Annotated in this window: 15 protein-coding genes; 6 read left to right on the top strand and 9 right to left on the bottom strand. The window is 57.0% G+C overall.

The annotated features are described in order from the left end of the window. Positions 1–303: 303 nt before the first annotated feature. Positions 304–1689 carry a cysteine--tRNA ligase gene (gene cysS / locus KXR87_RS12430; RefSeq protein WP_437432556.1) on the bottom strand — a complete coding sequence of 462 codons (1386 nt, stop codon included), beginning with the start codon at positions 1687–1689 and terminating at the stop codon, positions 304–306. 173 nt (positions 1690–1862) lie between these two features. On the opposite strand from cysS, the gene ppiB reads away from it, so the two are divergent. From ppiB to purK, 4 genes are all read left to right on the top strand, one after another. Continuing rightward, positions 1863–2357: a peptidylprolyl isomerase B gene (gene ppiB, locus KXR87_RS12425; RefSeq protein WP_437432555.1), complete on the top strand. Its 495-nt coding sequence runs from the start codon at positions 1863–1865 to the stop codon at positions 2355–2357. A gap of 2 nt (positions 2358–2359) precedes the next feature. After that, complete coding sequence (gene lpxH / locus KXR87_RS12420; protein WP_437432554.1) at positions 2360–3082, top strand: UDP-2,3-diacylglucosamine diphosphatase; 723 nt, start codon at positions 2360–2362, stop codon at positions 3080–3082. 165 nt (positions 3083–3247) lie between these two features. After that, positions 3248–3757 carry a 5-(carboxyamino)imidazole ribonucleotide mutase gene (gene purE, locus KXR87_RS12415; RefSeq protein ID WP_437432553.1) on the top strand — a complete coding sequence of 170 codons (510 nt, stop codon included), beginning with the start codon at positions 3248–3250 and terminating at the stop codon, positions 3755–3757. Next, on the top strand, positions 3754–4821 hold the full coding sequence (gene purK / locus KXR87_RS12410) for a 5-(carboxyamino)imidazole ribonucleotide synthase (RefSeq protein ID WP_437432552.1): 1068 nt from the start codon (positions 3754–3756) through the stop codon (positions 4819–4821). Before purE ends, purK begins: the two co-directional genes overlap by 4 nt. Positions 4822–4943: 122 nt before the next feature. Here purK and KXR87_RS12405 read toward each other — a convergent pair whose 3' ends face one another. The 8 genes from KXR87_RS12405 to ybbA all read right to left on the bottom strand — a co-directional run bounded on the left by KXR87_RS12405 (position 4944) and on the right by ybbA (position 14370). Beyond that, positions 4944–5903, bottom strand: a complete 960-nt coding sequence (locus KXR87_RS12405; protein WP_437432551.1) for a GlxA family transcriptional regulator — start codon at positions 5901–5903, stop codon at positions 4944–4946. Between the two features lie 52 nt (positions 5904–5955). After that, positions 5956–6732, bottom strand: a complete 777-nt coding sequence (locus KXR87_RS12400) for an MBL fold metallo-hydrolase (RefSeq protein ID WP_437432550.1) — start codon at positions 6730–6732, stop codon at positions 5956–5958. Positions 6733–6905: 173 nt separating this feature from the next. Next, positions 6906–7430: a rhodanese-like domain-containing protein gene (locus tag KXR87_RS12395; RefSeq protein WP_437432549.1), complete on the bottom strand. Its 525-nt coding sequence runs from the start codon at positions 7428–7430 to the stop codon at positions 6906–6908. 952 nt (positions 7431–8382) lie between these two features. Continuing rightward, positions 8383–9042, bottom strand: a complete 660-nt coding sequence (locus tag KXR87_RS12390) for a methionine ABC transporter permease (RefSeq protein ID WP_437432548.1) — start codon at positions 9040–9042, stop codon at positions 8383–8385. After that, positions 9035–10051, bottom strand: a complete 1017-nt coding sequence (gene sfbB, locus KXR87_RS12385) for a virulence-associated ABC transporter ATP-binding protein SfbB (protein ID WP_437432547.1) — start codon at positions 10049–10051, stop codon at positions 9035–9037. Before sfbB ends, KXR87_RS12390 begins: the two co-directional genes overlap by 8 nt. 59 nt (positions 10052–10110) lie before the next feature. Next, complete coding sequence (locus KXR87_RS12380; RefSeq protein WP_437432546.1) at positions 10111–10947, bottom strand: MetQ/NlpA family ABC transporter substrate-binding protein; 837 nt, start codon at positions 10945–10947, stop codon at positions 10111–10113. A gap of 322 nt (positions 10948–11269) precedes the next feature. Then, complete coding sequence (ybbP, locus tag KXR87_RS12375) at positions 11270–13687, bottom strand: putative ABC transporter permease subunit YbbP (RefSeq protein WP_437432545.1); 2418 nt, start codon at positions 13685–13687, stop codon at positions 11270–11272. Next, a complete protein-coding gene (gene ybbA, locus KXR87_RS12370) occupies positions 13684–14370 on the bottom strand; it encodes a putative ABC transporter ATP-binding protein YbbA (protein WP_437432544.1) in 687 nt (228 codons plus the stop codon). Before ybbA ends, ybbP begins: the two co-directional genes overlap by 4 nt. Between ybbA and tesA the strand changes: the two genes are divergently transcribed. Beyond that, positions 14338–14964: a multifunctional acyl-CoA thioesterase I/protease I/lysophospholipase L1 gene (gene tesA / locus KXR87_RS12365; protein WP_437432543.1), complete on the top strand. Its 627-nt coding sequence runs from the start codon at positions 14338–14340 to the stop codon at positions 14962–14964. The two genes, ybbA and tesA, sit on opposite strands and share 33 nt — an antisense overlap. Positions 14965–14992: 28 nt before the next feature. Then, positions 14993–15760 (top strand): SDR family oxidoreductase, encoded by a 768-nt coding sequence (locus KXR87_RS12360; RefSeq protein ID WP_437432542.1) that lies wholly within the window; start codon positions 14993–14995, stop codon positions 15758–15760. Positions 15761–15783 lie beyond the last annotated feature (23 nt).

The raw sequence follows: 15783 nt of genomic DNA, 5'->3' as shown, positions 1-15783 counted from the left end.
AGCGATTTTGAATAGCGCCTGCGCTAGCCCTGAAAGGGTGAGCCCCAGGGATGGGGCGAATAATGCCGCGAAGCGGCGATTTTCCTTGCCGGGAGCCCGGGTCGCCAGGGTGGTGGCGGTGAACCACCCTGGCACGTTCACGGGTTCTGGCGTGACAGAAAAGCAAGGAACATAAGGTGAACGGAACGACCCTCAGAGCCGCATGTTCCCCCTCACCCTGGCCCTCTCCCCGGTGGGGCGAGGGGACCAGACCGGCTGGCATTTTTTTGTGGGGATCCCTCAGCCGCAAGGGAGAGGGGAAAACTACTTACGACGCCAGGTCGTACCCTGTGCCCCGTCTTCCAGCACAATGCCCATCTCATTCAGGCGATCGCGCGCCGCATCTGCCGCTGCCCAGTCTTTCGCTTTACGCGCGTCCAGACGCTGCTGAATCAGCGCCTCAATCTCCGCGACTTCGCCATCATCCGCCTGCGCACCGCTTTGCAGGAACAGTTCTGGCTCCTGCTCCAGCAAGCCCAGCACGCCAGAGAGTTTACGCAGGTGTGCCGCCATCGCGTTCGCCGCCTGCGCATCGTCGGATTTCAGGCGGTTCACTTCACGTGCCATATCAAACAGCACGGAGTAGGCTTCCGGGGTGTTGAAATCATCGTCCATCGCTTCGATGAAACGCGCTTCAAAGGCTTCGCCACCAGCCGCGGCGACCGAGGTGTCAGTCCCACGCAGCGCGGTATAGAGGCGTTCCAGGGCAGAACGTGCCTGCTTTAAGTTCTCTTCGCTGTAATTCAGCTGACTGCGATAGTGGCCAGACATCAGGAAGTAACGAATGGTTTCGGCATCGTAATACTGCAGAACATCGCGCACGGTAAAGAAGTTGCCCAGCGATTTGGACATTTTCTCACGGTCAATCATCACCATGCCGGAGTGCATCCAGTAGTTCACGTACTCGCCGTCGTGCGCGCAGGTTGACTGGGCGATTTCGTTTTCATGGTGCGGGAACATCAGATCCGAACCGCCGCCATGAATATCAAAATGGTTGCCCAACTGTTTGCAGTTCATCGCGGAACATTCAATGTGCCAGCCTGGACGACCTTCGCCCCACGGCGACGGCCAGCTCGGCTCGCCGGCTTTGGACATCTTCCACAGCACAAAGTCCATCGGGTTACGTTTGACATCCACCACGTCAACGCGGGCACCCGCCTGCAACTGATCGAGATCCTGGCGAGACAACTGACCATAGTTCGGATCCGTCGGCACGGAGAACATCACATCACCGTTATCCGCAACATACGCATGCCCGCGGGCAATCAGCTGCTCGGTAATCTCGATAATTTCATGAATGTGGTGGGTCGCACGCGGTTCAAGATCCGGGCGCTGGATGTTAAGGGCATCAAAATCTTTATGCATTTCAGCAATCATGCGATCGACAAGGTGCACAAAGTTCTCGTCGTTTTCATTAGCACGTTTAATGATTTTGTCATCGATATCGGTGATATTGCGCACGTACTTAAGCTTATAGCCGATAAAGCGCAGATAGCGTGCAACCACGTCAAAGGCAACGAAAGTACGACCATGACCGATATGACAGAGATCGTAAACCGTAATACCACACACGTACATGCCGACTTCCCCGGCATGGATAGGTTTGAATTCCTCTTTTTGGCGCGTCAGTGTATTAAAAATTTTTAACATCGAAGATTCCATGTAGACGTGTGTGAACAGTTCGATCCGTATGATACCCATAATTCGTAGCGGAAGCAGCACCGATTGCAAGGTGATCCCACCTCCCGGTTATGCTATAACAGGCGACTATCTCTGACCCCTGATGGGGTTTGCGCACCATACTATCGGAACAGGATGCAAAAATGGTTACTTTCCACACTAATCACGGCGATATCGTAATCAAAACCTTTGATGACAAAGCGCCTGAAACAGTCAAAAACTTCCTGGACTACTGCAGCGAAGGTTTTTACAACAACACCATTTTCCACCGTGTTATTAACGGCTTTATGATTCAGGGCGGCGGCTTCGAGCCGGGCATGCGTCAGAAAGAGACCAAAGATCAGATCAAAAACGAAGCCAACAACGGCCTGAAAAACACCCGTGGTACGCTGGCAATGGCCCGTACCCAGGCTCCGCACTCCGCTACCGCGCAGTTCTTCATCAACGTAGCAGATAACGACTTCCTGAACTTCTCCGGCGAAAGCCTCCAGGGTTGGGGCTACTGTGTCTTTGCAGAAGTGGTTGAAGGCATGGATGTGGTCGATAAAATCAAAGCGGTTGCCACCGGCCGTAGCGGTCAGCACCAGGACGTACCGAAAGAAGACGTTGTGATTGAAAGCGTGACCGTTAGCGAGTAATCGTGGCGACACTCTTTATCGCAGATCTTCATCTGCAAACAGAAGAACCGGCGATCACCGCCGGTTTTCTGCATTTTCTGCACGGCACTGCCCGCACGGCTGACGCGCTCTACATTTTGGGCGACCTGTTTGAAGCCTGGATTGGCGATGACGATCCCACGCCGTTGCACCGGGAGATTGCCGCCGCCATCAAAGCCGTGGTCGACAGCGGCGTCCCCTGCTATTTCATTCACGGAAATCGTGACTTCCTGCTCGGCAAACGCTTTGCCCGTGAAAGCGGCATGCAGTTGCTGCCGGAAGAAAAAGTGCTCGAGCTGTATGGCCGCAAGGTGCTCATCATGCACGGCGACACGCTCTGCACCGACGACGCAGGCTATCAGGCATTTCGCGCCAAAGTGCATAAACCCTGGCTTCAAACGCTTTTTTTAGCCCTGCCGCTGTTTGTGCGTCAGCGCATCGCCGGCAAAATGCGCGCCAGCAGCAAAGCGGCCAACAGCCATAAATCCCTGTCGATCATGGATGTGAACGCCAACGCGGTCGTTGCCACCATGACCAGACACCAGGTGCAGTGCCTGATTCACGGTCACACCCACCGCCCGGCTATTCACGAACTGATTATTAACGATCAACCTGCGATCCGTGTCGTGCTCGGTGCCTGGCACACCCAGGGGTCACTGGTTCGCGTGACGCCCGATGACGTCGAACTGCACCATTTTCCCTTCTGATAACGGGTCATTTTGTTGCTGGCATAACGGGGAGAATCTCCGTCTTTACGCTGTCAGATTCCCGTATTCATCGTGACGCAACCGTTTTCCTTGCCGGTTTTCCGTGCTATTCTCTGTGCCCTCAAAAGCTGTTCGTCGTCACACCCACAGGAGTTTTCTTAACGCATGTCTTCTGCTAACCAGCCGGCGCGTATCGCCATTGTTATGGGATCGAAAAGCGATTGGGCGACCATGCAGTTCGCCACCGAAATCCTCGATACCCTGAATGTCCCGCACCACGTTGAAGTCGTCTCCGCGCACCGCACTCCCGACAAGCTGTTTACCTTCGCCGAAAGCGCCGAAGAGAACGGTTTTCAGGTGATCATCGCTGGTGCTGGCGGCGCGGCGCATCTGCCGGGCATGATTGCAGCGAAAACCCTGGTGCCGGTGCTGGGTGTGCCGGTGCAAAGCGCTGCACTGAGCGGCCTCGACAGCCTCTACTCCATCGTCCAGATGCCGCGTGGTATTCCCGTTGGCACGCTGGCGATTGGCAAAGCAGGTGCCGCCAACGCCGCCCTGCTGGCCGCACAAATCCTCGCGCAGCATGACGCCGAACTGCATCAGCGTCTGACTGAATTTCGCCGTGCACAGACCGACGAGGTACTGGAGAATCCGGACCCACGGGGTGCAGCATGAAACAGGTTTGCATCTTAGGTAACGGTCAACTGGGCCGTATGCTGCGCCAGGCTGGCGAGCCGCTCAGCATTGCCGTCTGGCCGGTCGGGCTGGATGCCGATCCGCAGGCCGTACCTTTTGCCCAGAGCGTCATCACCGCAGAGATTGAACGCTGGCCGGAAACCGCCCTGACGCGGGAGCTGGCGCGTCATCCGGCGTTTGTTAACCGCGACGTCTTTCCCATCATTGCTGACCGCCTGACCCAAAAGCAGCTATTCGATAAGCTTGGCCTCGCTACCGCCCCCTGGCAGTTGCTGGCTCAGAAAAACGAGTGGCCCTCTGTTTTCAACCGTCTTGGCGATCTGGCAATCGTAAAACGTCGCGTCGGCGGCTATGACGGTCGCGGCCAGTGGCGTCTGCGCGCCGGTGATACAGACGAGCTTCCGGACGAGTGCTATGGCGAGTGCATCGTTGAACAGGGGATTAACTTCTCAGGTGAAGTTTCCCTGGTGGGCGCGCGCGGGCACGACGGGGCGACGGTGTTTTACCCGCTGACACACAACCTGCATCAGGATGGCATCCTGCGTACCAGCGTGGCTTTCCCGAAACCGAATACAGAGCAGCAAAAGCAAGCAGAAAGCATGCTGACGGCCATCATGAACGAGCTTAACTATGTGGGTGTGATGGCGATGGAATGCTTTGTGACGCCGGCTGGCCTGCTGATTAACGAACTCGCCCCGCGCGTGCACAACAGCGGTCACTGGACGCAAAACGGCGCGTCCATCAGCCAGTTTGAGCTGCACCTGCGTGCCGTTGTGGATTTGCCCCTGCCACAGCCGGTGGTAAACAGTCCATCGGTGATGATTAACCTCATCGGCACTGAACTGAATTATGACTGGCTGAAACTGCCGCTGGTGCATCTGCACTGGTACGACAAAGAGGTACGTCCGGGTCGTAAGGTGGGACACCTGAATCTGAATGACGACGATAACGGTCGCCTGAGCGCCACGCTGGAAGCGCTGGTGCCCCTGCTAGGGCCGGAATACGCCAGCGGCATTACCTGGGCCCAGGCGAAGCTGGTGTAGGGGTTCTCTGCGGGCGCCTCACGCAACGATGCGGGCTCGGGCCATACCCTCTTCTCAGCGAGGAGAGGGCATCCCTGACGGGCTATGAGGCCAGGCATACCGCAACGTGCACCGCCTGCGCATTACATCAGGCCCGGTCCTCTGAAGGCGCGCCGCCATTCGCTCGGGCTGATGTTAAAGTGCGCCTTAAAACGCTGGCGGAAAGAGACCGGGGACTGATACCCGGCAAGAGATGATACGACTTCAATGCTGTGATCGGTGGTTTCCAGCAATTCCTGGCTGCGCTGCAGCCGCTGGGCGCTGAGCCAGTCTCCAACCGACATTCCCGTTGCCTTGCTGAAGTGGCGTGTCAGGGTGCGCCGACTCATACCGGAAAAACCGGCGATGGCGTCAATATCATGACGCTTGTCCAGATTGCGCCGCAAATAGTCAATCAGGTCATTTATCTGCTCATCACGGGTCGTCTCCGGCACCGCATGTTCGATAAACTGTGCCTGCCCGCCCTCCCGGTAAGGAGGAATGACCATTCGTCGGGCAACGCGGTTTGCCAGCGCACTACCGTAATGGTCACGCACGATGTTCAGACAGCAGTCGATTCCAGCCGCCGTCCCCGCTGAGGTGATAAGCCGCTCATCGCTGGTATAGAGTGCATTACTGTCCAGTCTGACCTGAGGAAAGCGACCGGCAAAATCCTGCTCAAATTCCCAGTGGGTCGAGGCCCGACGGTTGTCCAGCAGTCCGGCATAGGCGAGGACATAAGCACCAAGACACAGCCCCACTACCTCAGCCCCGCGTTGCCAGGCATTGCGTAGCGCATCAAGCAGAAGAGGCGCCGGGCGCGTCTCAGGATGCTCCCAGAACGGAACAATGATAATGTCCGCCGTATCAAGCAGCTCAAGCCCGTGCTCCACATTGATGGAAATACCGATATCTGATGCCACTGTTCCGGGCTGCTCTGCACAAATGGTCACACAAAACCGCCCCGGCGCTGGCATGGCCTTGTCAAACACCATGGACGGAACGGAAAAGTGAAACGGGCTGAAGCCCGGCGTGGCAATAACAACAACGTGCAGAGCAGACATGATTGACACCTTCTGGTGATTGAACCGGATATGGCAGAAGCGTGGCTGTGCGTCAGAGACTTAGCGTGTCGCCGTCTTCGGGGACCCGCACATTTTGCTGCACACCTTTATCTGCCGTGTATGCACGCAGTTCAGCGCGGCTCAGCAGGCAATGGTTTACCGCTTCCATATGTGACGCCACTATAGTCGCCGAAGGGAGCACCTCCAGGGTACGCAGTGCGTCCTCTTTGCCCATGATAATAGGGCCGATGCCGTCGACAGTGGCACATCCAATATTGAGTACCACAACGTCCGGGGCGTATTTTTTCAGGCTCTCAATGTAGGGTGGCACCCAGATGGTATCCCCGGCCACATACAGCGTTTTTTCACCTTCTGCAGAAAAGATCAGCCCGCACGCATCGCCCAGGCGCTCAGCAACCTCTGGAATCGCATAGGCTTCATCGCTACCGTGCTGGCCATCTGTTTTAACGATCTTAATGCCGGAAATGACGTTGCTGTCAGCCAGCACTTTCACCGACGTAAAGCCCTGAGAGCGGATGAGTGATGCGTCGCTTTCATTCTGGGTGTAGATAACTTTGTCTTTGGGGATTAACTGCTGTGCCGCTTCGTCCCAGTGGTCCTGATGGGTGTGCGTCACAATAATCACGTCCACCGCCAGCAGCGCGTCTACTGAAACCGGCAACGCCACCAGAGGATTACGCAGATGAGCGCGCGCGGTACCGGAAAATCCGGGCCAGGCCTCTTTATCCGCCAGCATCGGGTCGATCAGGAAACGAACGCCGGCATAATCGAGTTTCAGTGTGGCGTTACGTATTTGCGTCAGTTGCATACTTTACTCCATCAGATTAACCGCAGCGATGCGGTCTGTTCATTGAGCGTGCAGTATAAAAAAGTCGCAGACAGGCAGTGAGTTGCTCGCAGGTCATTATTCGATGGAATTGAGCCATATCCCGTGGCCCACCGTCGATGGCCCGTCGGGAATGCGCTCATAACGACCTGATGTTATTTATTCCAGGGCATGACAGAGAGTAATTTTGCCATACCGCACCATCCAGATATGCCAGCGAAGATAAGCCCGGTTCCTACAAAACCGGGGATAAGGTAAAACCAGGGTGACAAAAGGGTGCCAGCAAGGGTTCCTGACAGCGTCAGCGTTCCGGCGATTATCTGCACCTGCCTCATCAGCGGTAGCGGCTGTTTGCGATTAACCTGCGTCGGATAACCTGCTTTTTTCCAGGCGTTGATCCCACCTTCCATAATCAACACGCTGGCAGGAGCGACCAGAGCGGCCAGCGTATCCGCATGGCGGGCCGTTCTCATGCCACTCTGGCAATGAAATACCACGACGTCGGATGCGTTGATTCTGAGATCAGGACGTTCATCAAAACCATTTTCACCCAGTGGTACCGACACCGAGCCCGCCAGGTGTTCACGCGCCCACTCTTCGCGACTCCTGATATCCAGCACCCCTATGTTCTGCCGGGCCAGTGCGTTTATTTCCTGTGGCGTGGCGGTTCTGTATTTCATCTCTCCTCCGGTGTTATTTTTGAACAGGTTTGCGGCTTTCTTGCGTCCCAACGCGTTGTCACGAACATTACCACCAGACTTCTGCCCGGACATCCACCGTTAAGCGATCTTTTTATTTACCTGCCAGATCCAACTAAAGGACGTCTCTGCCGCCTACAGGGCGTAAACCACTTCCCGCCGCCCGAAGCGCAAACCAGAAGGTGTTTTGCTGAATAACGCCTACTGGCGGGCAGGTTCACAGCCCGGGCCAGCCAGTATGCGCCGTGAGAAACGCGTCAGGTTGATTTGCGACGGTGAGTCGTCAGGGTAATGCGAGAGGTTAACCACCGCACGGCCGATGGCGGAGATGATGGGATTTAACGCCGTAGGATTTGCTCCCTGAGAGTTGAGGGATCCCCACAAAATAATACGAGCACGGAAAATCCCTTCGCCCCGTTGGGGAGAGSGTCAGGGTGAGGGGAAACCACCACTCAGCTCACCCTGGATTGGTTCCAACATCTCTTCAGGAGAGGCATACTGGCCTCAGACCGCTCGATCGGTCCCCTCGCCCCACTGGGGAGAGCGTCAGGGTGAGGGGAAACCTGCGGCGCTTGTGGTCATTCCGTTCACCTTATGTTCCTTGCTTTTCTGTCACGCCAGAGCCCGTGAACGTGCCAGGGTGGTTCACCGCCACCACCCTGGCGACCCGGGCTCCCGGCAAGGAAAATCGCCGCTTCGCGGTCCATGATGCTTATGTCGTCTGACTATCGGGTCGGAGACCAGCCTGCATCCCTGCAGGCTATCCCCTCCGCCCGCTTCCCTGCGGGCGGACCCGGTCAGCCGTCAACGCCTCATCGATTTTCAGCCGGACCCTGTCATCGCGGTGACGGTTTTATTCTCATTGCGCCGTGATATCCCTGCAAAACGTCATATTACTGGGGCTCCCTCAGCCCTCAGGGAGAGGGGGCGGCACTCAGTGCCGGTCGCGTTTGTCCGCGCGCTGTGCCAGCCAGTCGCCGAGCATCTGCACGACCTGCACCAGCACGATCAGCGCAATAACCGTCACCACCATAATCTGGGTTTCGTAGCGGTAGTAACCATAGCGAATCGCCAGATCTCCCACGCCGCCGCCACCGACGATGCCCGCCATCGCTGAGTAACCAATCAAACTCACCAGCGTAATGGTCAGGCCCCTCAACAGGCCTGCGCTGGCTTCCGGCAGCAGCACCGTACCGATGATGCGCATCGGGCTGGCACCAAAGGCTTCCGCCGCTTCAATAATGCCCTTATCCACTTCACGCAGCGCGCCATCCACCAGACGGGCGTAAAACGCAATCGCCGCCACGGAGAGGGGCACTGATGCTGCAATCGGGCCAATGGTGTTGCCAAGTAAAAACTGGGTTAAGGGTAGCAGCAGCACCAGCAGGATCACGAAGGGGACCGAACGGATGATGTTCACCAGCACGGAGCTTATGAGGTATACGGCGCGGTTTTGCCAGAAGAGGTTGCGGTCGGTAACAAAAATCAAAAAGCCCAACGGCAGGCCACCGATCACTGCCAGTACCGTCGAAATGCTCAGCATCTGGAAGGTTTCGCCAAAAGCGAGACTCAGGTCCGCCAGTAAATCATCCACGGATCACCTCCACCTGTGCGGTCCGGTTACGAATATAATCCACCGCCTGCCCTACCACGGCGGGATCGTCGGCGGTCAGTTGCACCACCAGAATGCCCAGCGCACGCTCACCAATGTATTCGATTTTGCCGTGCAGAATGTTCACCGCCACGCCAAAGTTAATGGCCGCGTCAGAAAGAACGGGCTGCTCGGCGGAATCGCCGATGAACAAAATCTTCAGTAGCTGACCCGGCAGGTGCTCGCGTAACCGCTCCGGCAGCGTCAGATTGAGGGTGCGCGAAACCAGTTGCTGAGTGAAGGCATGCTGCGGATGGGCGAAAATATCAAACACCGCCCCACTCTCCACAACCCTGCCGCCGGACATCACCGCCACCCGATCGCAGATGGATTTGATCACATTCATCTCATGGGTGATCAGCACGATCGTGATCCCCATCTGCGCGTTGATCTGTTTTAGCAGTTCCAGGATGGTGGCAGAGGTTTCCAGATCCAGCGCTGAGGTGGGTTCATCACACAGCAGCACATCCGGGTGGTTGGCGATGGCGCGGGCAATACCGACACGCTGCTTCTGCCCGCCACTGAGTTGTACCGGGTAACGACTGGCTTTGTCGCTCAGCCCCACAAGCTCCAGTATTTCTGCCACACGCGGAGCGATTTTCGCCCGTTCCCAGCCCGCTGCTTTCAGACTGAAGGCCACGTTCTGCGCCACGGTACGGGTGTGCATTAAGTTGAAGTGCTGGAAGATCATCCCGATGCGCTGGCGCGCCTGACGCAGGGTCAGCCCTTCCATCTGTGAAATGGCCACGCCGTTGACTTTCACGCTGCCCTCACTCGGGCGTTGCAGCGCATTCAGGGTGCGCAGCAGCGTGCTTTTTCCGGCACCACTGGTGCCGACGATACCGAAAATTTCCCCGGCGGCGATACGCAGACTGACACCATCCACCGCACGGGTTGGCATGGCCCCGCGCACGGCCGGAAAGTCTACGCAGACCTTATCTAGCTCAATCATGTTTCCCTCAAACAGCAAAAGGCAGGCCGCGGCCTGCCTGTTAACTCACAACCCGCCCCTTACTTCTTGTCCGCGGCGGTCATCCAGTCTGGTTTCTGGAAAGCACCATACACGTGCTCCGGCGAGTCAATCACCGCACGGTAGGCCGGCGATTTCACCACCTCAACAATGTCTTTAGCGAAGGGTTTGTCAGCATCCTCACTACGCACCGCAATGATGTTTTTGAGGTTCTCGTCCAGATGTTCTTGTTTGATGGCGGTAGAGAGATCCAGTCCTGCAGCAATGGCGAAATTACCATTCACCAGCGCGGCGGTGGCGCTGTCCAGCGTGCGTGGCAGCTGTGCGGCTTCCAGCGGCTTAAATACCAGGCCTTTTGGGTTGCTGGCGATATCCCGCTCGGACGCTTTCGTAGGATCGATATTCTCTTTGATGGTTATCAGATCTAAGGACGCCAGGAAACGCAGGCCACGCGCCAGGTTAGTCGGATCGTTGGAGAGCGTCACAATGTCGCCTTTTTTCAGCTCATCAAGGGTCTTAATTTTGTGCGAGTAAAAGCCCATACCGGCGGTCGGTACGCTGATAAGTTTGGTCAGCTTCAGCCCTTTATCAGCGGTGAATTTGTCGAAATAGAGCGAGTGCTGGAAAAGGTTCGCGTCGATGCTGCCGTTAGAGAGCGCCATATTTGGCTGCACGTAATCGCTAAACTCGCGCACCACGACCTTATACCCTTTCTCTTTCAGTGACGGCGCAATCGCCTGTTTGACCATGTCACCGTAAGGCCCCGGCGCCACGCCGAAGACGATGGTGTGCGGATCGCTGTTTGCCAGCGCGGAGCTTAATCCGCAGGCCAGAAGCAGTGCCCCAAAGGCGGCACGAAAACCGAAACGACGTCCCATATATTCTCCCTAACAAAGTGTGTTGCGTGTGGCGCACCGTTCCAGGCGGCGCGCTCGCTGTTCATTTCACGCAATAAGATGGCATAAAGCGTGCGCAGCGGTAATTGAAAAAAATTCATGTTGTTGTGAACTATGTCACTGAATGATCGGAGGATTTGGCATGGTAACGCGATGAAGCATAAAGAAAAGTGACCCCATGCCCCTGTCTTTATGCTTTTTTTAGCTAAACCGTGGCAGATATTTGCTAACCGCCGGGGGGGCAGGGCCCGGCTTCGGGCCTGTCACCCGTGTTGCGACAGGCCATTTGCTCAGGCGGCTCCGATCAGGAAAGGTTGAACTGCCGGAAAAGGGCTTTGCCCCTGAGCAAGCGTGTTCCCAGCCAGCCACCGCACAGTGAAAGCAGCAGCGCGCCGCACAGGGGCAACGTCAGCCACAACCGCCAGTCAGGCTCCCACGGGAAGTCAAAGACCCTGGTTTGCAACACGGCAAGCGCCGTCTCGGCGCCGATGGCCGCCACCAGTCCGGAGACAAAGCCAAGCAGCGCAAACTCACACCACAGGGTGGTGCGCAACAGCCGTTTGCCCGCCCCCAGTGTGCGCCAGACCACCAGCTCCTGATGGCGCTGACGCATCCCAACCTGCACCTGCGCCAACAGCAACAGCACACCGCATATCGTGACCAGTACTACCATCACCTCCAGCGCGCGGCTGACCTGCTCCAGCACCTGACCGACCTGTTTCAAAATAGCGCCAATATCCAGCAGGCTGATGGTCGGGAATTCACGATTAAGCTGGGTCAGCATGGCGTTGCCGTTCTGCCAGCGGAAACTGGTCAGCCAGCTCTGGGGTTGCCCGTCCAGCGCCCCCTGCGGGAAGATAAAGAAGAAGTTTGGCCGCAGGCTCTCCCAGTCCACCTTGCGCAGACTGGTCACTCTGGCGCTGAACGACTGAGTATCGCCGGTAAAGGTCACCGTATCACCGAGCTTAAGTTTCAGGCGTTTTGCCAGTTCCTGTTCGATGGAGACCCCACCAACCTCTGGCGGCCAGGTTCCGGCAGTGACCGGATTCGGGCGGGCATCTGCCCCCTGCCAGGTCAGATTTAATTCACGATTAAGAGACTCATCGCTATGGCTGTCGGTGGGTTCACCGTTAATTTGCGTTAACCGCGCCCGCACAATCGGCCAGAATGGCTGCGGGAGCACATGATGCCCGGCGAGGAAGGTTTTCACCGGCGCCACCTGTTCAGGAGCAATGTTGATCAGAAAGTAATTGGGGCTTTCCGGCGGCAACTGCTGCTGCCAGCGGTCCAGCAGATCTCCGCGCAGTACCAGCAACATCGCCAGTAACATAAAGGAGAGTGAAAATGCAGACAGCTGGCTGAACGTCGACCACGGCTGACGCAACAGTCGGTTCACCGCAAGGCGCAGCGCCAGGGTCTTTAATGTCAGTTTTTTCATGACCCGCAGCAGCAGCCAGCCCACCACGCCGCAGACCAGCGCCAGAACCACCGCGCCAGCCAGAACTGACCACAACAGCATACTCGCCCCCATCAGCCAGGCCAGCAGCAGCACGGTGACAGCGCAGATAACGGGGAGGTAAACCTTCAGGGGCCAGACGCGGGCAACCACATCGCGGCGCAGCACCCGCAGTGGCTGTGTTGCCAGCAACAGGCGATAAGGGCGCAGGCCAACCAGCAGCGAAATCACCACCATTGCCCCAATCGACCACAGCCACGGCCAGCCGCTCGCGGCGGGCAGTGATGCCGGTAACACCGGTTTTAACAGCACCATGAGGATTTTTTCAAAGGTGAGGCCAATAATCCCCCCGGTCGCCGCTGAGAGCACCAGCACCATCAGCCACTGACCCACAATCAGTTTGCGTAGTTGCGCCCTGCCGGCACCCAGCGTTTTAAGAATGGCAACCAGATCGTAGCGGCTGCGGCAGTAATGGTTCATCGCCACCGCCACGGCAGCTACCGCCAGCAGGAGCGTTAATAAGGCGCAAAGTAGCAGGAACTGCTGCGAACGTTGCAATGACTTCCCCAGCGCCCCGTTGTCCTGCTCAAGCCCCGTCCAGCGATGTTCCGGTTTAAGCTGTGGCAGAAGCCACTTTTCATAGCTTTCAAGTTGCGCTGGCGTACCGGCAAATTTTACCCGCCAGCTTACGCGGCTGCCCGGTTGCACCGCACCGGTTTTGGCCACATCGGCGGTATTCATCAGTAAACGTGGTGCCATCTCAAACGGATTAAACCCGGCATCCGGCTCCTGGGTCACCTCCCCGGCAATGCGCAGGGTGGCATCACCGACATCAATGTTGTCGCCGGTTTTCAGGTTAAGCAGTGCCATCAGGCGGGCGGCCAGCAGTACCGTGCCGGGCTCGGGCCTCATCCCAGATGGGGCCGTTTTCAGCTCACCATACAGCGGATAAAGATTGTCGACAGCTTTAACGTTGGCGAGTTGTGGTGTATCACCCGCGAAAGTCATGGTAGCAAAAGAGAGTTGTTCACTGACCTTAAGCCCCTCTTTTCGCGCCTCCTCAAGCCAGGCCTGCGGAATGTCCCGCGAGCTACGCAGCATCCGATCGCCGGCCAGAAAATCACGGCTCTGCTGGCTTAAGCCCTTTTCCATCCGGTCGCTGATGCTGCCGAGCGCCAGCACGCAGGCGACCGCCAGGCTCAGTGCCAGCCAGACGATGAGGAGCGAGGGCGATCGCCACTCGCGCCAGAACCAGCGGGCTATCATGCTTCCTCCTGCAGTACACCGTTCACCAGACGCAGGCGGCGGTCGCAGCGTGCCGCAAGCTGAGGATCATGCGTAACAAGGATTAAGGTTGTGCCATGTTGCTGGTTCATGGAAAAAAGCAGATCGGCAATTTTATCGCCCGTCTGGCGGTCAAGGTTCCCGGTAGGCTCGTCAGCAAAGAGCAGTTCAGGCTGACCATTAAAGGCACGGGCCAGCGCCACACGCTGCTGCTCGCCGCCAGAAAGTTGTGCCGGAAGATGGTCAAGACGTTTGCCCAGCCCCAGTGTTTCCAGCAGGGTTTTCGCGCTCGCCCGGCTCTCAGCGCTGTTCTTACCCCGCAGCAGGGCCGGAAGCTCAACGTTCTCCAGCGCATTGAGCGTGGGTATCAGCATAAACGACTGAAAGACAAAGCCAATGCTCTCGGCACGCAGTTGCGCCCGCGCTTCTTCATCCATTTTATGCAGCGGCTTGCCAAGCAGGTTGATCTCACCGCTGCTACCATCATCAAGCCCGGCGAGGATAGCCAGTAACGTGGACTTACCCGATCCGGATTCACCGATGAGGGCAATCGTCTGTGCCCGTTTGACAACAAGCTCAACTCCGGTAAGGATGGAAAGTTCATGCTCCCCCTGACCGACGGACTTCTTAAGATGATGAACTTCAACACTGTTTTCCGCTGGCATTTGCCCTTCCTGTTCTTGCTTCTGTTTAGCCTGCGCGCCGCTGCGGCGGACAGGTTACTGGTTCTGGGAGACAGCCTGAGCGCGGGCTATCGTATGGCTGCCAACACCGCCTGGCCTGCGTTGCTCAATGACAAATGGCAACAAAAGCCCCCGGTGGTCAACGCCAGTATCAGTGGCGATACCTCACAACAGGGGCTGGCACGTTTGCCGGCGCTGCTCAAAGCGCATCAGCCGCGTTGGGTGTTGGTGGAGCTTGGCGGTAATGATGGCCTGCGCGGTTTTGCACCTCAGCAAACGGAACAGACACTGCGCACCATTATAGAGGCGGTGAAAGCGGCGAATGCCCAGCCGTTGCTGATGCAAATCCGGCTGCCCGCTAACTATGGCCGCCGTTATACTGAGTCCTTCAGCGCTATCTACCCTAAACTCGCCAAAGAGTTTGATATTCCTCTTGTGCCCTTTTTTATGGAAGAGGTCTATCTGAAACCTCAGTGGATGCAGGATGACGGTATTCATCCAAACCGCGATGCACAGCCCTTTATTGCTGACTGGATGGCAACCCGGTTGGCTCCATTAGTTAATCACGACTCCTGATTTATCAGGGATGCTTTCAGGTAAAGTTATGCAAAAAACGGTCTTAATAACAGGATGTTCCAGCGGAATTGGTCTGGAGAGCGCCCACGAGCTTAAGCGTCAGGGCTTTCGTGTGCTGGCCGCCTGCCGCAAAAGCGATGATGTGGAACGGATGAATCAGGCCGGGTTTACCGGCGTCCTGTTGGATCTCGACTCGCCGCAAAGCGTGGAACGCGCCGCCAGCGAGGTGATCGCCCTGACGGACAACCGGCTGTATGGTATTTTTAACAACGCGGGTTATGGCGTCTATGGCCCGTTGACAAGCATCAGCCGCGAACAGATGGAACAGCAATTTTCTGCCAACTTTTTCGGCGCCCATCAGCTCACCATGCGCCTGTTGCCCGCCATGCTGCCCCACGGCGAAGGGCGAATTGTGATGACCTCCTCCGTGATGGGGTTGATCTCAACGCCAGGCCGTGGCGCTTATGCGGCAAGTAAATACGCGCTGGAGGCCTGGTCTGATGCCCTACGTATGGAGCTGCGTCATTCCGGCATTAAAGTGAGCCTGATTGAGCCTGGCCCCATTCGTACCCGCTTTACACAAAACGTCAACCAGACCAGCGACAAAGCGGTAGAAAACCCAGGGATTGCCGCACGCTTTACCCTCGGCCCTGAGGCCGTTGTCGCTAAAGTGCGCCATGCTTTTGAGAGTCCAGCGCCGAAATTACGCTACCCGGTAACCGTCGTCACCTACGTAGTCAGCCTGCTTAAACGCCTGTTACCGGCACGTATGATGGATAAAATTTTACACGGGTGAGTTGAAGGCGCAGCGCCTGTCCC

This window comes from Yokenella regensburgei, assembly GCF_051486985.1.
GTDB lineage: Bacteria > Pseudomonadota > Gammaproteobacteria > Enterobacterales > Enterobacteriaceae > CBFFRJ01.
The sequence above is the reverse complement of the archived record's forward strand: the minus strand, read 5'-3'. Positions and strand labels throughout refer to the sequence as shown.